The following is a 22,274-nucleotide window of genomic DNA, read 5'->3' as shown; positions in this document are numbered from 1 at the left end:
CGTCTGTGGTCCGGCGGGCGGCCCCTGCAATTGCGGGGCGGGCTTCACCGCTTCGGCGACCTGGACGGGCAGGACGATGGCGGGCGGGCTGTCGGCGATCATGGCGCGACAGCCGCATCGGTCGCGCGGGCGAAGTCCGCCAGCATGCGGTCGCTGTCCGGCGCGACGGCTGTGAACAGGGCGAAGGCATGGGCTGCCTGCATCACCGCCATGCCGCCGCCGGTCAATATGGCGCAGCCCTTCGCCTGCGCCGCAACCAGCAACGGGGTGTGCAGCGGGAAATAGATGATGTCTGACACCCATTGATCGGGCGTCAGCAGATCGGGATCGAAGGGCAGGCCGGGATGGCTGAGCATGCCGATCGGGGAGGTCTGGACCACGCCATCGGCGTCCGCGATGGCATCGGCCGCATGGGTCATGGCCTGCACCTGCGCCGCCGGGAAGAGCGCGCCAAGCCGATCGGCAAGCGCCGCCGCGCGCTCCTGTGCCGGATCGACGATGGCAAGATGCGTCGCGCCAAGGTCGAGATGGGCATAGCCGACCGCTGCCGCCGCGCCGCCAGCCCCGATCATCGCGATCCGGCCGCGCGGGCGATCGGCGAGGCCGGCGAGGAAATGGGCGCGATAGCCCGACCAGTCCGTATTGTCGCCGTGGGCCCGGCCGTTGCGGAACAATAGGGTGTTGACCGCGCCCAATGCCCGCGCTGCGTCGGACAGGCTGTCGAGCAAGGGCATGACCGCCTGCTTGAAGGGATGGGTGACGTTGATCCCGTCAAAGCCCATCGCCCCCAGCATCGGTAGCAGGCGGGGCAGGTCGTCCGCGCCATAGCCCATCCGATCGGCATCGAGGATGCGGTAGACGAGGGTTAGGCCGAGCGCCCTTGCCTCCGTCTCGTGCATGTGCGGGCTGCGCGATCCGCCGATGCCCTGGCCGATCAGGCCGCAGAGAATGGACGCGCGGGGGCGATCCGCGACGGGCGCGGGGGACTGGAACATGGCATTATCCTTGGAAGAGGGGCGGTCAGTCGGCCTTGGGCAGGCGGATCATCGCGGCGCAGATGCCCGCGATGACGGCCGGTACCGCGAAGACACCGAAGATGACAGGCAGCGAGACTTTCGCCGCGAGCAGGAAGCCGCCCAGCATCGGCCCGATCACCGCGCCGATCCGGCCGACGCCCATGGCCCAGCCGATGCCGGTGCCGCGTGCTTCGGGCGGATAGAGGCTGGCGGCGAGCGGGTAGCAGCCGTTGAAGCCGCCCTGGACGAAGACGCCGATCAGGAAGGCGGTGGCGAGCGTCGCGATCAGCGGCATGGTGACCGATCCGAACAGGACCAGCGTGACGGCGGCGGCCGACATATAGCCCAGGATCAGGCGGCGCAGGTCGAAATGGGTGCCGGCGATGCCGATCAGGGTCACGCCGACAAAGGCGCCGATATTGTAGATGGCGCCGGCATAGATGGCGTCCTTGGCCGGCAGGCCGGCCTCGACCGCCAGCTTGGGGATCCAGCTGATGACGAAATAGAGCGTCATGAAGCCCGAGATGGTGGCCATCCACAGCAGGATGGTGCCGGTCGCGCGGCCGTCGGTCAGCAGGCCGCGCACGCCGGCCTTGTTGGCTTCATGCACCTTCCTGGCGGGCAGCGTATCGACCGCCGGCTGGCCCATCGAGCGGAGCAGGCGGTTGGCCTTTTCCAGCGCGTCCTTGGGCTGGCGGGTCAGCAGGAAGTCGATGCTTTCGGGCAGCAGCAGCCAGACGAAGGGCAGGGACAGGGTGCAGAGGATCGCCGCGCCCAGCAGCATTGCCTGCCAGCCATAGATGGGCAGCAGGTTGGCGACGACGAAGCCGGTGATGGTGGCGCCGACCGGATAGCCGGCCTGGAGGAAACCGACCGCGAAGGTGCGGTGCCGGGGCGGGGCATATTCGGCGGTGAGCGCCGCCATGCTGGCCAGCACCGTGCCGATGCCGATGCCGACGATGAAGCGGCTGACGATCAGTTCGCCGATATTGGCGGCCATGGCGGAGCCGAACATGGCGCCGGCCATCATCACCAGCGACGCGAGGATCAGCTTGCGGCGGCCGAACCTGTCGGCCATCGGCGCGATCAGCAGGCCGCCGGCGGCCATGCCGGCCAGCCCGGCGCTGAACACCACGCCCAGCCGCTCGGGCGTCACCTGCCAGTCGGTCGACAGGGCGGGGGCGATATAGGACAGGATCAGCACGTCCATGCCGTCGAGCATGTTGAGGATGAAGCAGATGGCGACGACCAGTATCTGGCGCGCGGTCCATAGGCTGTCCGACGCGACGGGCGCAGCCTGGCCGTCAACGGTCACATAGGGCCGCACGGACACGCTGCCGGTGGCGGAATAGCTGGCCATTTCGAATAATGCCTTTCATCCTCTCGCGGCGCCCTGCGCCCTTGCCTTGCTTGTCCGGTGGCCTGTCGGCTTCTATTCTGCGGATGGCTATGCCTCATCCATTCAATAGGTAATTTCCACCGCTCCAGATGCGCTTCGCTATATCGCTATGTTATGGCTTTGGCGGGCGCGGCAGGGCGAGCATCGCACTGCGGGCAATCTCCTCGAAGGTTTCGCCGATGATGGCGCGCGGCGATTCCATATTGCGGTTGATATAGACCGGAAGCACGCCGGGGTCTTCAAATTCCAGGAAGCGGACGGTGTCGGCATGGGGCTGCATCGCGGTGAAGCTGTCGACCAGCGCCACGCCCATGCCGTTGGCGACGAAGGCGACCGCGGTTTCGGCGAAGCGGATATAGGTGGAAACGTCCGGCTCCTGCCCGGCGCGTGCAAACATGTCGGCGATGATCCGGCCATGGGGGGTGTCGGGGCGGAAGGATTGCAGTTGTGCGCCGGCAAGGTCGGCCACGCCGATCCGGCCGCGATCCGCCAGCGGATGATGGCTGGGCACGGCGCAGACCATGCGCCCGGCGCCGATCCGGCTGGACAGGATGTTGGGATGGTCGATCGGAAAGACGGTCAGCGCATATTCGCCACGCTGGAGCGCGAGATAATCGATCGCCTGCTCGACCGAGAGAATGTCGAACTGGATGGTGAGGCCGGGATAATTGGCGCTGAGGCGGGCCAGCATCTGGGGCAGGATCGAATGGCCGAGCGAGGGCGATGCGCCGACGCGAAAGGTCTTGTCCTCCCCCTTGGCCAGCCGGCGGATGACATGGGCGAGATCGTCGAAGCCCTTGTAGATGCGCTCGATCTCCTCGAACAGCACGCCGGCTTCCTGGGTCGGCACCAGCCGGCCGCGGGTGCGGTCGAACAGGCGGAACTGCAGCCGGTCTTCCATATGGCCGAGCATCCGGCTGAGGCCGGGCTGGGACGTGCCGAGCATCCGCGCGGCGCCGCTGACCGTCTTGGTAATCATGACGGCGCGGAAAATTTCTATCTGTCGAACCGTGAGCATCGAACGTTCATGATCCTGCACCGGATGGATAGCGCGTGCTAGCCCAGCGGGGCGGCGCATGAAAGCCCGCCGCGTGCGTGCCGGTCGTTCGAAGGCGGGTTTTCAATGTGCGCGGGCAGAGGGCAAGGGGTTGCCCGCGCACATCGATCAGCCAGGGATCAGAAGCGAACCTTGGCACCGACCGTCATGTAACGGCCGATCGTGTCATAGTGGATCGCGCCATAGGTGGTCAGCGGCGGATCGCGGTCGAACAGGTTGTTGACGTTGGCGAACAGGGTGAACTTGTCGACATTCACCTGGGCGCCGAGGTCGACATAGACACGGGCGGCGATGTCGTTGTTGGCGATGTCCAGCGCATGGTTGAACTTGCCGCCGCCGACATAGCGGACGCGGGCGTCGACCGAGACGTCCTGGCTGCTGTAGTTGATCGACCCGGTGGCGCGCCAGTGCGGCGTGCCGAAGCTGACATTGTCGCCCACGTCACCGGCGCGGTCGACGCTGGTCATGCCGTCGTTGATCAGCACCTTGTCGACATAGGTGGCCAGGCCCCGGAAGCGCATCGTGCCGCCCAGGCCGCCGCTCACCTTGCTCAGCGGCAGGGTGTAGCTGGCCTCGATATCCACGCCGGCGGTCTTGTATTCGGCCAGGTTGATATAGGTGGTATAGATGGTGGTCGGGGCACCGGCAGTGTCACGCACGATCTGGCTGCACAGGTCGGTATTGCCGTTGGCGCAACCGCTGATGACGTCCTGCGCACCCAGCGAGGTGATCGCGTCCTTGAGCTTGATGTTGTAATAGTCGACCGACAGGTTGAAGCCCGGCAGGAAGGTCGGCGTGAACACCGCGCCGGCGGTCAGCGTGCTGCCGATTTCGGGCTTCAGGTTCGCATTGCCGCCGCCATAGCGGGTGATCGAGTAGGTGCTGCCATTTTCCGCGACCGTGGTGAAGCTGGTCGTGGTGGTGGTGTAGAGTTCCGCCAGGCTACCCGAGCGGATGTCACGCGAACGCGACACGCGCAGCAGCAGATTGTCGAAGATGCGATCGGTCACGCCCAGCTTCCACGACCAGATGCCACCGCTGGTGCTGTAGCGGCTGTAGCGGGCCGCGCCGTTGACATCGAGCTTGCTGAACGGCTGGTCGAGCAGCGGGATGGCGACTTCGCCGAACGCTTCCTGGACGTTGAAACCGCCGTCGAGCGGCGAGAAGTTGAAGCGGCTGAAGCCCTTGGCGGCCGAGGTGGCGTCGAGGCTGTTGGTGACCTGCTCTTCCCAGCGGGCTTCCGCACCGAAGGCGACCGAAACCGGGCCGGCCCAGGTGGAGAAGGGGTCGCCGCGCAGGCTGGCGCCAGCGCTGTCGAGCTTGGTGGTGTAGACGACGCGGGCAACATTGCCGAACACATAGTCGATCGCGTCCTGGCTGGCGGCGCCTTCGCCCAGGATGTTGAGCGGGCGGCAGGCGGTCGTCGGATCGGTGAGCGCGGTGCGGCAGACGATATTGCCGCTGCTGTCGGTCACGGCATCCAGCGCGGCGGTCAGGTTCGCGCCGGTGATCTGGTTGTCATAGCTCTGCATGTTGCGGTTTTCGCCATGGCTGTAATAGGCCGAATAGCGCCATTTGCCGTCCGCGAAGCTGCCATCGACGCCGATCGCGCCTTCCACATTCTGGCGATAATAGCCGAAGGTGCGATAGCCATAATCCTCGAAGAAGCGGCCGACCTTGATGCTGGTCTCGCCGGCGGCGGCGAGCTGATCGCGGATCGACTGCGACAGATAGGGATTGCTGGCCGACAGGGTGTAGGTGCCATTTTCCGCATAAAAGGGATATTTGGCCCAGATGCGGCTGTAGCTGCCGTCCGCCCAGAAGGTGGCGTCGCCAACCTCGAAGCTGGCGCGGGCATAGCTGTTGACGCGCTGATAGGGGTTGGTCAGCGCATATTCGTCGTTGGTGGCCACGCCTTCGCCGCCGACCATGGTCGAACCGCTGATCTGGCTGCCGTACTGGAAGGCGCGCAGCGTGCCGTCCGAATTGAAGGTCTGGCCCTTGAGCGTGCCCGAGGTGATCAGGCCGCCGAGGCTGGTGGTCGAGCTGTTGACGTCGCGCACCAGGATATAGTCATGGTCGCCCGTGGTCGGCGAGAAGAGGTTGGCGCTGCCGACATTCTTGCGCGAGTTGCGGTCGAGAATGCCCTCGTCATTCTGATATTCGGCGCCGATCATGAAGTGGCCGCGGCCGTCGGCGAAATGGGTGCCGAAGGTGCCGTCGAAGCTGTAGCGATAGCCATCGCCGCGCGACGACACGCCGTTCTGCGCGCCGATGGTCAGGCCTTCCAGATCATCGTCGAGCATGATGTTGACGACGCCGCCGATCGCGCCCGAGCCCCAGGCTGCGCTGGCGCCGCCGGTGACGATCTCGACCCGCTTCACCAGGCCCTGCGGCACGGTGTTGAGGTCCGACGAGCCGGTGAAGCGGCGGTTGTTGAGCAGGGTCAGGGTGCGGGTGACGCCGAGGCCGCGAAGGTCCATCGCCGACGAGGAGGAGTTGGTGTTGGCGACAGTGCTGGCCGGCGACTGGGTCGCGCGGAACTGCGGCAGGTCGTTCAGCACCTGCGCGATGCTGGGACGGGCGCCCTGGCGCAGTTCGCTCTCGCCCACGACGGTGGTCGGGGTCGGCGCGTCGAAGCCCTTGCGGTCGATGCGCGAACCGGTGACGACGATCGAACCGGCGTCATCGTCAGCGGCGGGCGTACTGTCCTGTGCCATGGCGAACTGCGCCGTGGCGAGCGACAGGACCAGGGCGGCCCCGGCGCTGCCCGCCATCAGCAGGCGGCGAAATCCAGTGTCTTCAATACGCATTTCCAATAGTCCCCTTTTGCTCTTGCTTATGTTGTGGCCGCGACCCGAGCGGCTCTTGTGTGATGGCTGAAAATCAGTCGGCGACGCGGCGGAAGGCGACGTCGTAGGCACGCCCTTCGCCAAAGCGCAGCGCGGTGACCGCGCCCGATGCGTCGCGTTCGAACTTGACGGTGATGCGGCCTGCGCCCGGCGCGGCCTCGCCGGTGAAGACGTCGGCATAGGCGGGGCTGAGCGGCGTGTTGTACCAGCGCGGGCCGCTATAGGTCAGCGTGTCGCCCTGCTGCTTGAAGCTGAGGCAGGCGAAGGTGTCGACGCCGCAGAAGCGGCCGACATAGGGCTTGGGGTCGAAGGCGGTGACGGCATCGACCTTGCGATAGGCGATCTTCTCGCCCTCGCGATGTTCCAGCGTCAGGCCGGCCTTGCCAAAGGCGAAGATATCCTCGCGCTGGGCCCAGCGGCCCGGCCCCACCGGGGTCAGCACCCGACCGTCGGCGCGCAGATTGCCCTTGTCGTCGCTGTCGAAGCGGACCGGGAAGCCGGTCATGCCGTCGGCATAGGTGCCCGAGGGCAACGGCCCCTTGGGGGTATAGGTCTTGGCCTTGTAGGCGGGCAGGAAGATGTCGGCGACATCGCGGCCCAGCACCGGCGTATCGGCATTGCCGGTATTGCAGAGCAGCGATACGGCGAGCTTCTGCTGCGGATAGCGGGCCATCCAGGCGCGATAGCCGCCGGTCGAACCGCTGTGGCTGACTTCCTGCTGGCCATGATGATCGAGATTCACCAGCGCCAGCGCATAGGCGATCGGCGTGCCGTCATTGAGCTTGGTCGGTGTCTGCATTTCGGCGGTGAAGCCGGTGCCGAACGTGTCGGCGTCGAGTGCCGCCTGCCACTTCACCAGATCGCCGACCGTGGTCAGCAGGCCGCCATTGCCATAGGCGTCCTCGATCACCTGGTCGTTGCGATAGATGCCATCGTCGAATTCATAGGCGCCGGTGCGGCCGGGCACGACATCGCCATGATCGTCGCGCCAGCGTGTGTGGGTCATGCCCAGCGGCTTGAAGATATGGTCCTGGGTGAAGTCGGCGAGCGACTGGCCGCTGACCCGCGCGACGATGATGGCGAGCAGGTTATAATTGCTGTTGCTGTAGAGATAATGGCTGCCGGGCGCGAAGTTCAGTTCCTTCTGGCGCGCGACGATGTTCAGCATGTCCTGATTGTCGGCGGTGCGGCTGTTGCGCGGCCAGCCCTCAATCGCGGCGACCGAGCCCCAGTCGCGCAGGCCGCTGGTGTGGTGCAGCAGGTGGCGGATCGTGACCGGGGTGCCGTAATCGGGCATTTCCGGCACGACCTTGCGGATGTCATCGTCCAGCGACAGCTTGCCGGCATGGGCCAGCATCAGGGTCGCGGCGGCGGTGAACTGCTTGGAGTCCGATCCGGCCTCGAAGATGCTGTCCGGGGTGAGGGGGACGCCCAGTTCCAGGCTGGCCATGCCATAGGCGCGGGTGGCGATCGCCTGGCCATTGCGCGAGACGGCAACGGCGCAGCCGGGGGCCGTCTTGCTGTTCCAGCGCGCGAACAGCGCGTCGAGGCTGGCGAGCGATGCGGCATCAGCCGGGGCCGGGCTGGCCGATTGCGCCATGGCGGCAGCGGGCAGTGCCGCAGCCATGCAGATGAGCGCCCCCGCGAGCGAGGACCGAACGGTCGTCATATCTATTTTCCCCTTGTGCGCCCGAAGCGCTCTTGCCGCGCTGCGATCTGTTTTTTCTGGCGGCGCGTACGGCGGAAAATCCGTCGTCGTCCGTCTTTCCTGGCGAGTCCTAACCGGAGTCGCTGTCACGAACCTGACACAGAGAGGGGTGATGCGGCCGATCTTGCAATCAACGGCAAGATAAGGGCTTTTTATTTGGTATTTGCATTCTTGCTGCGGATGCGTATCGCAATTTAATGTCGATCGAGGGTGCCTGCCGGGATCGGTAGGAGTGCTGTAATGCGTTTGTTGCTGGTGGAAGATGATGAGCGTCTGGCGCGGGGGATCATGGCCTCGCTGGAAGGCGCGGGCTTTGCCGTCGACATATTGACCAGCGGCGAGGATGCGCTGCGGCTGGCCGATCAGGAACCCTATAGCGCGATCATCCTGGACCTGGGCCTGCCCGACCTGGACGGCCTGGAAGTGCTGAGCCGGCTGCGCGCGCGCGGCGCGCGGACGCCGATCATCATCCTGACCGCACGCGACATGATCGACGACCGGATCAATGGTCTGGATCGCGGCGCCGACGATTATATGGCCAAGCCGTTCGATCCGCGCGAACTGGAATCGCGGGTCCGCGCGCTGGTGCGGCGCAGCCAGGGCACGCTCGATCCGGTGCTGCGCATCGGCACACTGACCTTCGACCGTTCCAGCCGCACCGTCTATCTGGAAGGCAGCATGATCGACCTGCGCCGACGCGAACTGGCTGTACTGGAAACGCTGATGGGCCGGCCGGGCAAGGTGGTGGCCAAGGAAAGGCTGTCGGCCGAAGTGTTCAACTTCGACGATGCGGTCACGCCCAATGCGCTGGAGGTCTATGTCGGCCGCCTGCGCCGCAAGTTGCAGCCGTCAGGCCCGTCGATCCGCACGATCCGCGGCCTGGGCTATATGATCGAAGCGGCCTGAGCGCCGGACTGATCGACCGCCACGCACATGCGCAGATTGTCTTCCTCGCTGCGGCTGCGCCTGACCGGCGCGGTGATGATGCCGTTGACGGCGCTGGTGCTGGTCTTTTCCGTCATCACCGCACTGGTCAATCACAATACGGAGGCGGACACGGTCGACCGCGTGCTGGTGGGGTCGGTCCGCACGCTCAGCCTTGCCTATAACAGCCCGCCGGCCGACCAGAAGCGGCTGGTGCCGCTGGTCATCCACCTGCTCCAGCGCCGCGCCCGGCCGGTGGTCCATTACAGCGTCTATCGTGGCGATACGCTGGTCGCCGGCGATCCAAGCCTGAAGCCGCCTGCCGACTATCGCGCGGACTGGGACGGCGTGACCGATCGCCATCCGCCCGCGACCTTCAAGAACGCCTATCGCAAGACGCCGCTGGTGCGCGGCTATCTCGATCCGGCGGACGCCCATTATGTTACCCAGGCGGCCTATCTGCGCAGCAGCACGCTGCACGGCAAGCCGGTGCGGATCGCGACCGAGATGCGCCGTGCCTATGGCGATGACAAGCTGATCGCGATCCAGATTGCCGACTATCTGGATGATCGGTCCGCCTATGAACGGCTGTTCCTGCGCCAGGTGCTGCTGGTCGGCGTCGCGGTGCTGCTGGTCACCGGGCTGCTCTTCTGGTGGGCGATCCGCTGGGGACTGCGACCGCTGTCGGACCTGACGGGGCAGGTGGAGGCCGCCCGGCGCGAGGCGTCGCCGGCCTTCCGCATGGAAATGGCGGAAGCTACGCCGGTCGAGATCAAGCCGTTCGTCGCGGCCTTCAACGGGCTGATGGCGCGGCTGGAGCGGGCGACCAATTCGCTGCGGCAGTTCACCTCCAACGCCTCGCACCAGATGCGCACGCCGCTTGCCGTGGCGCGGGTCCATCTCGACGTGCTTGATCGCTATGGCGCGGCCTCGCCCCAGGGCAAGGCGGCGTTGCAGGATATTCCCCACGCCATCGACAGCCTCGAACAATTGCTGCGCCAGTTGATCGCGCTCGCCCGCAGCGAGGAGGATGGCGACATGCGCATGGGGCCGTTCGACCTATCCGAAGTTGCCGCGGACGTGATCGCCGATCGCGCGGCCCAGGCGCCGGCCGATATCGAGATCGGCTATGACAAGGCAATGGTCGGCCCGGCCATGGCGGTCGGTCAGCCGGGGCTGGCGGCGGAGCTGATCGGCAATCTGCTCGACAATGCGATCCGCTACAATCGGCCGGGCGGCACGGTGACCGTCCATCTCTATCGCCGCGAGGGGCAGGCGATGGTCGATATCGACGATGATGGTCCGGGCATTCCCGAGGCGCAGCGCGAAAAGGTGTGGGACCGTTTCTACCGCATGCCGGGCAACAGCGCGACGCCGGGCACCGGCCTTGGCCTGCCGATCGCCCGCGCTCTGGCCGACCGGATGGGCGCGCAGATCAGTCTGGCCGACGGCCGGACCGGCCGGGGGCTGTGCGTCACCATCGCGTTTCGCGCCGAATAGCGCCACCGAACAGAAAAGCCTGTCCCGGCGACAGGTTCATGTCAGCCCGACCGGCTATCCCCGACACAAAGTTACAAAGGGGAAGTCCGTTGATGCTGTCCATGATCCTTCGCCGCCGCGCGGTCCGCAGCCTGTCGCTGGCCGGCGCCGCGCTGATGCTGACCGCGCCGATCGCGGCCCATGCCGAGGAAGAGGAAAGCGGTGGCCAGCTGTCGACCAGCCGCGTGCCGACCAGCCCGATCACCGGTGATTTCAGCTTCGCGGCGGTGGGCGACCTCATCTATCTGCGTCCAATGCTGGCGACGATCGAGCAGCAGTCGCCTGACATGCTGCGCATCCTGCGTGGCGCGGATGTGACCTTCGGCAATTTCGAGACGACCGCGCTCGACCTCAAGACCTTCAAGGGCTCCCCCCAGGCGGAGTCGGGCGGCACCTGGATGCTGGCCGACCCCGCCGTCCCGGCCGATGTGGCGAAGATGGGCATCGACATTGTCGGCCACGCCAACAACCACTCCACCGACTGGGGTGTGGAGGGGCTGTATGACACGCTGGCGCTGCTCGACGGCGCGCATATCGTCCATGCCGGTACTGGCCGTTCGATGACCGCGGCCCGCGCGCCGGCCTATTATGACGGGCCGCATGGCCGCGTCGGACTGGTGTCGGCCACCACCAGCTTCACGCCGATGTCGCCGGCCTCCGACCCGCTGGGCCAGGTGCCCGGCCGTGGCGGCGCCAATGCCATCCGGAGCGTCGAGGTCGGTCTGGTCTCCGACACCGATCTGGCGACGATCGCGCGGCTGGCGGGCACCAAGGCGGGGGCGCCGGTCAAGATGAAGGGCCGCGAATATCGGGCGACGACAGCCCCGACCGCACCGATGACGATCGAATATGACCTCAACGCCAGGGATGTCGCCGCCAACATGCTGGCCGTGCGCCAGGCCAAGCAGAATGGCAATTTCGCCGTCTTCTCGCTGCATAATCATGAGCCCGGCAATGCCAGCCAGACGCCCGCCAATTTCGCCCGGGGTCTGGCCCATCAGGCGATCGATGCCGGCGCGGATGCCTATGTCGGCCATGGCCCGCACCAGCTGCGCGGGATCGAGATCTACAAGGGCAAGCCGATCTTCTATTCGCTCGGCAACTTCGCGATGATGAACAACAGCCTGGATGACCTGCCGGCCGACATGTACGACCAGTTCGGCATCACGCCGGGCAGCGTGACCGCGCCCGAGCTGCTGCAGGCGCGCGGCGCGAAGGAATTTGGCGATCCCAACCTCTATGAAACGGTGATCGCGGTGAGCCATTACAAGGATGGCCAGCTGAGTGAAATCCGCCTCTATCCCGTTGACCTGGGCGTCAACGCGACGGGCGCGGGCAAGGGCGTGCCGCACCTGGCCGATGCCACGGTCGGTGCGCGCATCCTGGAACGGCTGCAGCGCCTGTCCGCGCCCTTCGGCACGAAGATCGAGACGGTCAAGGGCGTAGGCGTGATCCGCGTGGCAGCGTCGCGCCCCTGATCGAATGGCGGCTTCAGGGGCGCGGGACGGCGCCCCTGAAGCCGGCCTGCCTATTCCGCGCTGTCGAGCGCGAAGAGGTCGAGCCGTTCGGCCAGCGCGGCATCGTCGAGATGCTGCGGATTGGCGGCGCGCATCTGGGTGCGGGCATGGGGCTTGATGCGGACGGCTTCGGCGCTGGCATTGTCGCCATGGCGGAACACGTCGATCACGCTGTCGAGATTTTCATAGACGACCGCGCGCTTTTCCGATGGCGCAGCGATCACCACCTGCAGCCCGATATCGTCGTAAAATTCGAGCAGCGTGCGCTGGTTGGGGCCGTCCATCTTGCTGAACGCCTCGTCGAACACGGCAAGGCCCAGGCCCAGCTCCGCCCGCTCATATTGCCGGCGCGCGCCATGATAGATGCTGGCCAGCGCCGCACCGATGACCACATAATAGGGCACCTGCCGCTCCGCGCCGCTCGCCGTGCCCTTGCGCTTGTCATAGCTGGTGGTGCGGCCCTTGTTCACATCCTCCATGCGCAGGTCGAAGGTGAAATAGTTGCGGTAATCCTGATAGGCCGAGAAATCGAGGGACTCGTCGCTCAGCAGCCGTTCGACCTCCGCCAGCGCCTGGGCATGTTCGGCGTCGCGCGGGGCGGCCCGGCCAAAGAGGGCGTCGAAGGTCAGTTCGTCATGCTCGCTCTCGCGCGCCAGCCGGTGGAGCGCTGCAAATTCCTCCTTGGGACGGGCATGGAGCGTGTAGATCTCGCCATGGAGCGGCCGCATCCGCAGCGCGCGGGTGAGGTTGTCCAGCTCCGAACGCAGATCGTTGAAGCGGGCGTTCAGCTCATGGATGAAGGCGGTACGGAACAGCTGGCCGATCTGTTCGGCGGCTTCGTCGGCCTGGCGCCGATACTGGATCAGCTCATTTTCCTCCAGCGCCGCGATATTGGCGGCGAGCCAGGGCTTCACCTCGGTCGCAATCGCGCCGGGCAGGGCAATAGGCGCGCTATTGTCGAAATCGGCGCGGTAATGGCCCAGCGTCTCGCGAATTTCGCCCTGCAACGCCTGATAGGCGTCGCGGGCCTCGTCCGCGCGCTTCGTCATCTCCTGCACCAGTCGGGGCAGGGCGCGTCCGCGCTGCTGGCGATAGGCCTCGCGCAGGATCGAGAGGCTGGCCGATGAGCGCACCCGATCCTTGAACAGGGCGCGCCGCGAGCGCAGGCAGAGCCAGGAGCCGGGCTGGGCATCGCCCGCATCCAGCCGCCGCTGGATTTCGATCCTGGCCTGGCCAAGCTGGCCGCGCCGTCCGATCAGTTCTTCCTTTTCCTCGGTGGCGCTGCGCAGTTGCAGCTTCACCTTGTCCAGATTGTGCTGGATTGCCGGATCGACCGTCATCGCGATCTTGTCGATCCGGTGCTGCAATTCGGTGCGGCTTTCCTCATGCTGGTCGATCGCGGCGACCAGCAGGTCGAGCCGGTCGGCCGGATCGACATCGGCCATCAGCGGCAGCAGCTTGCGATGAATATCGTCATGGAACCGCTCGGTTTCGGCATGGACGGCGATCAGCGCCTGCCGATCCTCGATCCGGGCAAGCAGTTCGGCCTCCATCAGCGGGGCTGCGGCCCGGCCGATCTTGAGATCACGGGTGCGCAGCACCTCGACCACGATGCCGCTATTATAGGCGCCATCGCGCATGATCGCGCGGCCGCCGGCCAGCAATTCTGCCTGGGTACCGGCGAGCCGCACCTGGCCGGTGCGGAAGCGCAGGAAGGCGATCGCCAGCGGATCGTCGCTGGCAAAGACGGTGGCGAGGGAATCGGTGTCAAAGCCGGGCGGCTGTTCGGCGAGGCGACGGCTGTTGATGACCCGGCATCCGCGGAAGCCGTCGCGATTGGCGCGCACGATCTCGACCGCGCGGGACGCATGTTCGGGATCGACCAGGATCGCCTCGCGGTCGCGCCCAAGCAGGGCCTCGGCCGCTTCGCGCCATTGCGGATCGACGATTTCGGCCACCTGGCAGAGCGTGCGCGGACGCATATCCTCCCGCTCCAGCGCGGCCATCAGGCGGATGGTGCGATCATCCAGGCTCACCTGGCCGGCGCGCGCCTTGTCGCGGCGCGCGACCAGATCGGCCAGTTCGTCCTGCAGGCCGCGCCGCTGGGCAATGGCCTGGTCGCGCCGTTCCTGGATCTTGGCGACGCTATCGATGGCGCTGCGGCGGGCGGTGGCGATCAGATCCTCCATCGCCAGCGGATCGCGCGGCCAAGTCGGCGGCTCCAGCCCGTCGCTCTGCTGCCGCAGCGCCTCCAGCGCCTGGAACAGGGCGCCGAGCTTCAGGGGCGCGAGCCGCTCGCGATGGTCGAGCAGGCTGGCGCCGAGCGCGGCCGCACGGAAGCGGGCTTCGAGCCGTTGCACCACGCCGGTGCGGGTCAGGTCCACGGCCTTGAGTTCGCTCGCGACCACGGCCCGCTTGCCGGCGGCGCCTTCCGCGACGGACTGGGCGAGCAGGCTGTCCTGCCGATCGCCAAGCGCGGCGATCTCCGCATCGCAGCGGCCGATGTCTTGCTGGATGTCGTCCAGTTCCGCCAGCGTGTCGCGCCGTTCGCGCAGATTGGCGATCAGCGCGGCGCCCGCCTCGATCATGGCGGCGAGGCGGGCGGTGCCACGGGCGACATCCTCCCGCTCCAGCAAGGTGACGAAGCGGGACACGAGTTCGGCCAGCGCCCGCAGCGCGTCGAGCCGCCGTTCCAGCTCATGCACATCCTTCTGGATGTCGCGATAGCGCTGGATGCCCTCGCGCAGTTCGCCGATGTCGATGTCGTTCCGGGCGAGCAGGAAATTATGCACGAAGCCCTCGACCGAACGCATATCCTCGAACGACAGGGCCATGACGAAGGCGCGGATGAAGCGATCCGGATCGCTGTGGCGCCGGCCAGTGAACAGCTGGCGCATATATTCGCGGATATGGTTGCGCGGGCCATCGGGGCGAATGAGCTGGGTGCCGGCCGCTGCGCAGGCCTGCTCCAGTCGTTCGCGCACCAGGCTCCAGGGTGCCGAGCGCTGCTGCCCGCCATCCAGATGCTCGATCAGCAGGTCGGTATCCACCCGCACGCCGGGCGCGATATAGCGGCCGACCACCTGTGCATCCTCGATCGCGGACGCCTCGACGCACAGGCCCACGCTGACCGGCGGGCGCACGCCGTCGGGATCGTCGAACGTCAGCACGATGTGGGTGACGGATTCCTGGCGCAGAAATTCATGTTCGTTGAGCTGGCCGAGGCAATAGCCGCGCAGCGTGCGTTCCGACTTGCGGCTGCCGGTTTCGCCGGCGGAACGATTGAACTGATACCAGCGCCGCGAGCCGCCGGTCATCACCGCCTGGATGAGGTCGATCAGCGTCGATTTGCCGGATCGGTTCTGGCCCAGCACGGCGGTGTCGCCGCCGACGGCCAGGTCTTCGCGACCGAACAGATGCCATTGCACCAGTGCGATATGGGCAAGCTGCATCATGCGACCTCCTCCTCGTCGGCATCATCCAGGTCGATGACGGGCTCCTCCGTCTCGCTTTCCTGATAGTCGCCGCCGGCCAGCAATTGTTCGAGATGGGCCATGAACTCTTCGCCCGCGACGGTAGCGATCAGCGCGCGGATGGTGATCGGCATGTCCTCCAGCTCGTCGTCGATGTCGCCCATATGGACGATCGCCCGGCGGTCGAGCGCGGTGACCAGCGCCTTGAACTCGTTGATGCCCAGCGTCGCGCGGCGGGCGCGGGCGACCATGTCCTGATAGGCGTCATAGGCGGCGTTGAGCGTCACCATCACGCTGCCATAGCGTTCGACATCGCCTTCCTGGATGCCTTCTTCCCACAATCGGCGGAACAGCAGCAGCACCAGCGTTTCGTCAATCCGCATGCGCGGATGGCCGATCTGTTCGGTGTCGGGCAGGATGCCGGCCCAGCCCTCGCTTTCGCGCACCACCAGCCGATAGCCGGCGACTTCGAAATAATCCGCCACAAGCCGCTCGACATCGGGGCGGAGCAGGACTTCGAGCAGGGCCGATGAGCCGCGATCCTGCACATGCAGGAACTGATGGCGCAGCAACTGGCTGATCGCCTGGGTCACGCGGTGCATCCGGCGCGGATCGCGCGCCTCCAGGGTCTGAAATTCACTGAGCATCTTGTATCTCTGGGGTCACGGCGTCGCCGATGCGCGAGACGGTGAAGCCCGCGCAGTGCAGCCAGTCATTGTCGATGGTCGATCCGGTATCGACCGAGAAGCGGAAATGGGGCGCCAGATGGTTGGCGATGGCATTGCCCCGGCCGTCGGCATCGGCGGCCAGCACGGACAGGCGCAGGGCTTCGAGCGTCAGGAAATCATCGACCGTCTCGATCGCGAAGCGGCTGGCCTCGCCCGATCCGAAGGGCGCCACGCGCCGTTCGAGGAAGCGGCTGACCTGTTCGGGCGTGACGGCAAGGCGGGCCAGATAGTCCCGGTCCAGCCGCTTGCGCCATTCGCGCAGGGGATCGGGCGGCGGCAGGACCAGCAGGCCGCCCGAAACCGTCGAACGATAGGTGCGCGGCCGGGCGAGCAGGGCGGGGGACCAGTAGGACCGGCGCGGTTCCAGCAGACCGGACATGGACGGCGCCATATCCTGTCCATCCGTGCGCGCGAGCAGCCGGTCGAGTTGCAGCAGCATCGGCTCGCTGCGCTGGAGGAAGCTGTTGCCGCGCCGTCCGGCATAGCGGACGGTGTTGCGCAGCCGCGTCTCCAGCCGGCTGCGATGCTGCTGGATGCGCTCGAAAGCCTCCTCGATCTGGTCGAACACGCGCCGCACCTTGTGCAGGTCGTCATAGACCAGATCACGGGCGGCGGACGGATCGGGCGCCAGCCGGGCCTCATGATAGGCTTCGGCGATGGCGGCGACGTCGGCGATCGAATCCTCGATCGCGTCGAGCGCGGTGAAGATGCGATGGCGGAAGCGATAGGGGTGGGAGGTGGTCGAGATGGCCGCATAATCCTGCAGCAGCAGCTTCTCGACGAAATCCTCGAAATAATGGCGCAATCGGCGGCCGACGCTGTCGCTTTCCACCACCCGCTTGTCGATGTCGCGCAGCGCGCTCAGCACGCTGCGCAGATAGCGGCCGAAGCTGGCGGCGTCGCGCGCCGCCTTGTGCAGGCCAGGGGCATTTTCCCGCGCGTTGCGCTGCAGCGCTTCCAGCTCGTTCTTCACCTGGATGACAAGGCCGCCAAGCTGGTCGGACAGGCCTTCGCGCAGGCTGCAGAGAAATTCGGCCAGGCGCATGGCGCCGGCCGGCATGTCGACCGTGACCTTCAGGCCATAGCGGCTTTCCTCGATCCAGCCGGTCGCCTGCAGTCGGTTGTAGATATGCCGGGCGCGCATCATAGCCGCGCTGGTCGCCTGCGCGTCGGCGGCTTCCAGCTTGCGCCGGCGCACGCGGCGGCCCGGTCGCGCGGCCAGCTTGTCCAGCACCACCGGGCTTTCATCCTCGCGCCACAGCTCCGCATTGTCGCCCAGCAGCGTATAGATCAGCTGGACGACCTCACCCTGGGTCGGGAAATGCAGGTCGGAACGGTAGAAGCCTTCATAGAGGCCGATCAGCACGCGCTCGTAGAGAAAGCGGTTCGACCCGGCGAACAGCGCGAAGATATCGGAATGGAGTTGGCCGAACAGCATCAGGTGGCACCATGAACGGCCGGGCGGGACGCGCGATCTGGCGCGGTCGCGGCGATGGAGTCATCGCCGGTGCGCTGATGGTCGGACAGGGACGGATGACGGGCAGGCTGGCGCATTGTCCTCGGCGATGCCGGAGAAGCGCCTCCAAGGGCCGGGCGCAGCGTTGCACACGACCATAGACAGGGGCTCGTCCGGCAAAAATATGGGTTCGGGCGGCGCAGATGCCATGTTCGGGCGAGCCGGGCAAGCCGATGCCGGAATTGCAGAAAAGAGCGCGCGGTTGACGTATAACTTGTAAATTATGCCGCCAATCCAAGCCCGTTTTCTGTAATTTCATATGTAAATATTGGCCATGTCGAGAAAGGCAGGCGATCATTTTGCGAACAGAACGGGCAAAGGCCTCTTAACCATTGTAAAATGCTTCCATGGCCTAATAATGCGATGGATGAGGCAGGGTTGCTCAAGGGTTTGAACCGTCCCGCGCGCGCGGGCAGCATGGACGCGTCCTGCGCCATGTCCGCCTATTTGCCTGCGGCTTTGCTGTTGCTGGCGGGGCTGGTCGGGCTGGCCGCCGCCTGGATCATGAGCGGCAGCGGCTCGGGACGCTATCTGGTGATCGCGCCCTGGGGCGCGTCGCGGGCCGAGGCGATCAACCTGGTGCGGGCGGCCGACGGGGGGCTGGTCGGCATGGGGCGCCTGTCCAACATCATCATTGCCGGGTCGAACCGGCCGGATTTCGCGGCGGCGTTGCGCAGGGCGGGGGCCTGGGGCGTGATCGCGACGCCGTCGCGGATCGAATGCGGCGAACCATTGCCGGGGGGGCAGACATCATGATTATCGAACTGGACAAGCTGCGTTTCCATTTCGGCCGCTTCCTCGTGCCGCTCTTCTGGGCGCATGTGCCGTTGCTGGCGACGGTGGCCCTGCTCACGGGCCATTCGCCGATCGCGGCGGCGCTGGGCGGCACATTGCTGGCGGGGGCCTATCATCTGACCTGGTGGCGCCAGGGGATCGCCCCTGCGACCCGCTATCTGTCCGCCGTCGCACTGATGGGCGAGCCGGCGATCCTGCTGTTCCTGCTGCGCGGCCATGCCTGGCAGATGGACATGCACATGTATTTCTTCGCCATGCTGGCGCTGACCATCGCCTGGTGCGACAAGCGTGCCATCCTGGCGGCGGCGACGGCGACGGCGCTGCATCATCTGCTGCTGCTCTATCTTCTGCCCTATGCGGTGTTTCCGGGGCAGGGCAATCTGGAACGGGTGCTGCTGCATGCCGGCATCGTCGCCTTCCAGACGGCGGTGCTGGTCTGGCTGAGCGACAAGCTGGTCGAGAGTTTCCAGCGCAACCAGAAGATGGGCGAGGAGATATTGGCCAAGAATCAGGCGCTGGAGGCACGGACCCGCGAGGCGGAGGAGGCCAATCGCGCGAAGAGCCTGTTCCTGGCCAATATGAGCCATGAAATCCGCACGCCGATGAATGCCATATTGGGCTTCTGCCATCTGGTCGCCCGGACCGACCTCGACCCCAAGCAGCAGGATTATATCGGCAAGATCAACCAGGCTGGCGTGTCGCTGCTGCGGCTGATCAACGACATCCTCGATTTTTCGAAAAATGAAGCGGGCAAGCTGACGCTGGAGGCGCATCCCTTCACCCTGCGCAGCGCGATCGAGAACCAGATCCAGCTGGTCGCGGCCAATGCCGAGGCGAAGCAGGTCAGGGTCGTCTCGCGGGTCGACGCCGATGTGCCCGAGCGGCTGATCGGCGACGAAATGCGCTTCTGCCAGGTGGTGCTCAACCTGATGAGCAATGCCGTCAAATTTTCCGAGGAAGGCACCGTCACCATCGGCCTGTCGGCGTCCGAGCAGAATGGCCGGGTGCGGCTGAAGCTGACGGTGCGCGACACCGGCATCGGTATGACGCCCGAGCAGCAGAAATCGCTGTTCCATTCCTTCACCCAGGCGGACAGTTCGACCACGCGCCGCTTCGGCGGCACCGGCCTTGGCCTCGCCATCTGTCGCCAGATCGTGGAGCAGATGGGCGGCGATATCGCGGTCGAAAGCGCACCCGGCCAGGGCAGCAGCTTCATCTGCCACATGCTGATGGATGCGGACGACCGGGCGATGGGACTGGAAATGCCGATGTCGGCGCATGTCCGCCGGCTGCGCGTGCTGGCCGCGGACGACAATCCGGCGTCGCGCCAGATCATCCATGACGTCTTTGCCGGCTGGGGCATGGCGGTGGACCTGGTGGCGTCGGGTGGCGAGGCGATCGCCGCGATCGAACATGCCGACGAACGGGGCGAGCCCTATGACCTGGCCCTGCTCGACTGGAAGATGCCCGGCCTGGACGGGATGGAGACGGTCGATGCGCTGCGCGCCACGGCGCTGCGCCATCCCCAGCCCAAGGCATTGATCATCACCGCCTATGGCGCCGACGATCTGTTGCAGGGTGTCGATACCGACAAGGTTGCCGCCTTCCTGACCAAGCCGGTCGTGCCCAAGATATTGCTGGATACGATCACCGAGATTTTCGCCGAGGAACATGCGCCCATCGTCCATGTCGCCGCTTCGGCCACGCCCGCCCTGCCGATGGTGGCCGAAGCGCTGCGCGGGCTGCGCGTGCTGCTGGTCGAGGATAATGAGATCAACCGCGAGATTGCGGCCGAACTGCTGGACGATGCCGGGTTGAAGGTGGATTTCGCGGAAAATGGCCGCATCGCCTGCGACATGGTGCGCGAGAAGGGGGCCGGTTATGCCGCCGTGCTGATGGACGTGCAAATGCCCGAAATGGACGGCATCAGCGCCACCCGCATCATCCGCGAGCAATGGAACGCCGAGGATCTGCCGATCATCGCCATGACGGCCCATGCCTATGAGGAGGAAAAGCAGCGCTGCAAGGCCGCGGGCATGAACGATCATATCGCCAAGCCGGTAGAGCCGCCGGTGCTGGTCCGGGTGCTGGATCGCTGGCTGAAGGCGGGACGAGTGACCACGCCGCTGCCGTCGCCGGTCGTGCCGACGGTTGCCGGTTCGTCGCTGCCCGATCGACTGCCGCCCTTCGACCTGCCCGCCGCACTGGCGCGGGTCAATGGCAAGACCGGGCTGCTGCGCAAGCTGATCGTCACCTTCGGTGACAGCTATGACCATGTCGGCCGGGATTTGCGGGCGCATTTGGCGGCAGGGTTGCTGCCCGATGCGCGGCGCCTGGCCCATAGCCTGAAGGGCGTGGCCGGATCGCTGGAGCTGCCCGGCGTCCAGCAGATCGCGTCGGACATCGAACGAATGTTGGCGGCGGATGAAACCGGGCCGGCGCTGGCCGCGATCGTCGATCTGGAGGTGGCGATAGCACCAGCGATCGCCGCCGCGCGCAGCCTGACGGCGGGGGCAGAGGCATCGGACGTTGCGATCGTCACCGTCCAGGATGATGACGCGGTCGAACAGGCGCGCACCGAGTTGCGCGGGCTGCTCGCGCGTCGGAGCCTCAGCGCCCGCGCCGGGTTCGAGCGGCTGGCGCAGGCAATGGGACTGACGCCCGATCAGCGCGCCGGCCATCCGGTTCAGCGGGCGCTGGAGCAACTGGATTATGAAACCGCCCTCGCGCTGATCGATGCGCCGGGCGCGGGCACAGCAGGCCGGTCGATCGATCGGGCAGGAGCGACATCATGAGCAAGGCCACCATCCTGATCGTCGATGACGAGATTTCGAACATCGAAATCATGAACGCCGTGCTGGAGGATGATTATGAGATCTGCTTCGCCACGTCGGGCCAGCAGGCGCTGGACATTGCACGCACGGTGCAGCCCGACCTGATCCTGCTGGATGTGCTGATGCCGGGCATCGACGGGTTCGAAGTCTGTCGCCAGATCAAGGCGGACATCATGCTGGTCGATATACCGATCATCTTCACCACCGGGCTTGGCGATACGGAAGATGAGATGCGCGGCCTGTCGCTGGGCGCGATCGACTATGTGACCAAGCCGATCCAGCCGGCGATATTGCGCGCGCGGGTCGGCAACCATGTCGAACTCAAGCGCCTGCGCGATCAGCTCGCGACGCTGGCCGTCACCGATGCGCTAACGGGCCTGAGCAATCGTCGCCACATGGAACGGTCGCTGCAGGCGGAGAGCGCGCGGCTGACCCGGACCGGGGAATGGATGTCGGTCATCATGCTTGACATCGATTTCTTCAAGCAGTTCAACGACACCTATGGCCATCCCGCCGGGGATCGCTGCATCGCGATGGTCGGCGCCGCACTGACCCGCGCGGTCAAGCGCGCGACCGACCTGCCGGCGCGCTATGGCGGCGAGGAGTTCGCCTGCATCCTGCCCGGCGCGGACCCCCAGGGGGCAGAACTGGTTGCGCAGGAAATCCGGCTGCAGATCCAGTCGCTCAACATTCCCCATGCCCAGTCGCAGGTCAGTCCCTTCATCACCGTCAGCATCGGCGTCGCCAGTGCCCGTTGCCATGCCGACCTGCCCGCCGAGCTGTGGATGGTGGAAGCCGATCGCCAGCTTTACGCCAGCAAGCAGCGCGGCCGCGATTGCATCACGACCACCCAGTTCGACGCGCAGACCTGCCATGGCTATTCCCTGGCAGCCAATGAATAGGCGCTGTTCAGAGT

General features: G+C 66.1%; 14 protein-coding genes. 6 read left to right on the top strand and 8 right to left on the bottom strand.

The window, feature by feature from the left end:
- Window positions 1–98: 98 nt before the first annotated feature.
- The 5 genes from BRX37_RS20540 to BRX37_RS20520 all read right to left on the bottom strand — a co-directional run bounded on the left by BRX37_RS20540 (window position 99) and on the right by BRX37_RS20520 (window position 7,993).
- Window positions 99–995 carry a shikimate dehydrogenase gene (locus BRX37_RS20540; RefSeq protein ID WP_125989155.1) on the bottom strand — a complete coding sequence of 299 codons (897 nt, stop codon included), beginning with the start codon at window positions 993–995 and terminating at the stop codon, window positions 99–101.
- Between the two features lie 25 nt (window positions 996–1,020).
- A complete protein-coding gene (locus BRX37_RS20535; RefSeq protein ID WP_125989153.1) occupies window positions 1,021–2,376 on the bottom strand; it encodes an MFS transporter in 1,356 nt (451 codons plus the stop codon).
- Window positions 2,377–2,527: 151 nt separating this feature from the next.
- Window positions 2,528–3,433: a LysR family transcriptional regulator gene (locus tag BRX37_RS20530; protein ID WP_004208323.1), complete on the bottom strand. Its 906-nt coding sequence runs from the start codon at window positions 3,431–3,433 to the stop codon at window positions 2,528–2,530.
- Window positions 3,434–3,591: 158 nt separating this feature from the next.
- Entirely contained in the window at window positions 3,592–6,285 is a 2,694-nt protein-coding gene (locus BRX37_RS20525) for a TonB-dependent receptor domain-containing protein (protein WP_125989151.1), read from the bottom strand.
- 73 nt (window positions 6,286–6,358) lie between these two features.
- Window positions 6,359–7,993: a serine hydrolase domain-containing protein gene (locus BRX37_RS20520; protein ID WP_125989149.1), complete on the bottom strand. Its 1,635-nt coding sequence runs from the start codon at window positions 7,991–7,993 to the stop codon at window positions 6,359–6,361.
- A gap of 279 nt (window positions 7,994–8,272) precedes the next feature.
- On the opposite strand from BRX37_RS20520, the gene BRX37_RS20515 reads away from it, so the two are divergent.
- From BRX37_RS20515 to BRX37_RS20505, 3 genes are all read left to right on the top strand, one after another.
- A complete protein-coding gene (locus BRX37_RS20515) occupies window positions 8,273–8,938 on the top strand; it encodes a response regulator (protein WP_010338501.1) in 666 nt (221 codons plus the stop codon).
- Window positions 8,939–8,965: 27 nt separating this feature from the next.
- Entirely contained in the window at window positions 8,966–10,456 is a 1,491-nt protein-coding gene (locus BRX37_RS20510; RefSeq protein WP_125989147.1) for a sensor histidine kinase, read from the top strand.
- Window positions 10,457–10,548: 92 nt separating this feature from the next.
- A complete protein-coding gene (locus BRX37_RS20505; protein WP_125989145.1) occupies window positions 10,549–11,973 on the top strand; it encodes a CapA family protein in 1,425 nt (474 codons plus the stop codon).
- 50 nt (window positions 11,974–12,023) lie between these two features.
- On the opposite strand, the gene BRX37_RS20500 is transcribed toward BRX37_RS20505, so the two are convergent.
- The 3 genes from BRX37_RS20500 to BRX37_RS20490 are packed head-to-tail and all read right to left on the bottom strand — an operon-like array spanning window position 12,024 to window position 17,651.
- A complete protein-coding gene (locus BRX37_RS20500; RefSeq protein ID WP_125989143.1) occupies window positions 12,024–15,467 on the bottom strand; it encodes an SbcC/MukB-like Walker B domain-containing protein in 3,444 nt (1,147 codons plus the stop codon).
- Entirely contained in the window at window positions 15,464–16,132 is a 669-nt protein-coding gene (locus BRX37_RS20495; RefSeq protein WP_099232737.1) for a DUF4194 domain-containing protein, read from the bottom strand. Before BRX37_RS20495 ends, BRX37_RS20500 begins: the two co-directional genes overlap by 4 nt.
- A complete protein-coding gene (locus tag BRX37_RS20490; protein ID WP_037507621.1) occupies window positions 16,122–17,651 on the bottom strand; it encodes a Wadjet anti-phage system protein JetA family protein in 1,530 nt (509 codons plus the stop codon). Before BRX37_RS20490 ends, BRX37_RS20495 begins: the two co-directional genes overlap by 11 nt.
- Window positions 17,652–18,092: 441 nt before the next feature.
- On the opposite strand from BRX37_RS20490, the gene BRX37_RS20485 reads away from it, so the two are divergent.
- From BRX37_RS20485 to BRX37_RS20475, 3 genes are read left to right on the top strand one after another with little or no spacing between them, the layout of a single operon-like run.
- On the top strand, window positions 18,093–18,485 hold the full coding sequence (locus tag BRX37_RS20485; RefSeq protein WP_048938471.1) for a hypothetical protein: 393 nt from the start codon (window positions 18,093–18,095) through the stop codon (window positions 18,483–18,485).
- Window positions 18,482–21,319, top strand: a complete 2,838-nt coding sequence (locus BRX37_RS20480) for a response regulator (RefSeq protein WP_125989141.1) — start codon at window positions 18,482–18,484, stop codon at window positions 21,317–21,319. Before BRX37_RS20485 ends, BRX37_RS20480 begins: the two co-directional genes overlap by 4 nt.
- Window positions 21,316–22,260, top strand: a complete 945-nt coding sequence (locus BRX37_RS20475) for a diguanylate cyclase (RefSeq protein WP_125989139.1) — start codon at window positions 21,316–21,318, stop codon at window positions 22,258–22,260. Before BRX37_RS20480 ends, BRX37_RS20475 begins: the two co-directional genes overlap by 4 nt.
- Window positions 22,261–22,274 lie beyond the last annotated feature (14 nt).

Source organism: Sphingomonas sp. S-NIH.Pt3_0716 (assembly GCF_003950715.1).
Taxonomy (GTDB): domain Bacteria; phylum Pseudomonadota; class Alphaproteobacteria; order Sphingomonadales; family Sphingomonadaceae; genus Sphingobium; species Sphingobium yanoikuyae_A.
Note: the sequence above shows the minus strand (reverse complement) of the source record. Positions and strands in the feature narration are given on the sequence as shown.

Excerpts from the sequence above, each read along its gene's own strand:
- BRX37_RS20525 (WP_125989151.1), bottom strand. The coding sequence starts at position 6,285 with ATGCGTATTGAAGACACTGGATTTCGCCGCCTGCTGATGGCGGGCAGC.
- BRX37_RS20490 (WP_037507621.1), bottom strand. The coding sequence starts at position 17,651 with ATGCTGTTCGGCCAACTCCATTCCGATATCTTCGCGCTGTTCGCCGGG.
- BRX37_RS20515 (WP_010338501.1), top strand. The coding sequence starts at position 8,273 with ATGCGTTTGTTGCTGGTGGAAGATGATGAGCGTCTGGCGCGGGGGATC.
- BRX37_RS20520 (WP_125989149.1), bottom strand. The coding sequence starts at position 7,993 with ATGACGACCGTTCGGTCCTCGCTCGCGGGGGCGCTCATCTGCATGGCT.
- BRX37_RS20475 (WP_125989139.1), top strand. The coding sequence starts at position 21,316 with ATGAGCAAGGCCACCATCCTGATCGTCGATGACGAGATTTCGAACATC.
- BRX37_RS20495 (WP_099232737.1), bottom strand. The coding sequence starts at position 16,132 with ATGCTCAGTGAATTTCAGACCCTGGAGGCGCGCGATCCGCGCCGGATG.
- BRX37_RS20530 (WP_004208323.1), bottom strand. The coding sequence starts at position 3,433 with ATGCTCACGGTTCGACAGATAGAAATTTTCCGCGCCGTCATGATTACC.
- BRX37_RS20535 (WP_125989153.1), bottom strand. The coding sequence starts at position 2,376 with ATGGCCAGCTATTCCGCCACCGGCAGCGTGTCCGTGCGGCCCTATGTG.
- BRX37_RS20505 (WP_125989145.1), top strand. The coding sequence starts at position 10,549 with ATGCTGTCCATGATCCTTCGCCGCCGCGCGGTCCGCAGCCTGTCGCTG.
- BRX37_RS20510 (WP_125989147.1), top strand. The coding sequence starts at position 8,966 with ATGCGCAGATTGTCTTCCTCGCTGCGGCTGCGCCTGACCGGCGCGGTG.
- BRX37_RS20485 (WP_048938471.1), top strand. The coding sequence starts at position 18,093 with ATGGATGAGGCAGGGTTGCTCAAGGGTTTGAACCGTCCCGCGCGCGCG.
- BRX37_RS20540 (WP_125989155.1), bottom strand. The coding sequence starts at position 995 with ATGTTCCAGTCCCCCGCGCCCGTCGCGGATCGCCCCCGCGCGTCCATT.
- BRX37_RS20480 (WP_125989141.1), top strand. The coding sequence starts at position 18,482 with ATGATTATCGAACTGGACAAGCTGCGTTTCCATTTCGGCCGCTTCCTC.
- BRX37_RS20500 (WP_125989143.1), bottom strand. The coding sequence starts at position 15,467 with ATGATGCAGCTTGCCCATATCGCACTGGTGCAATGGCATCTGTTCGGT.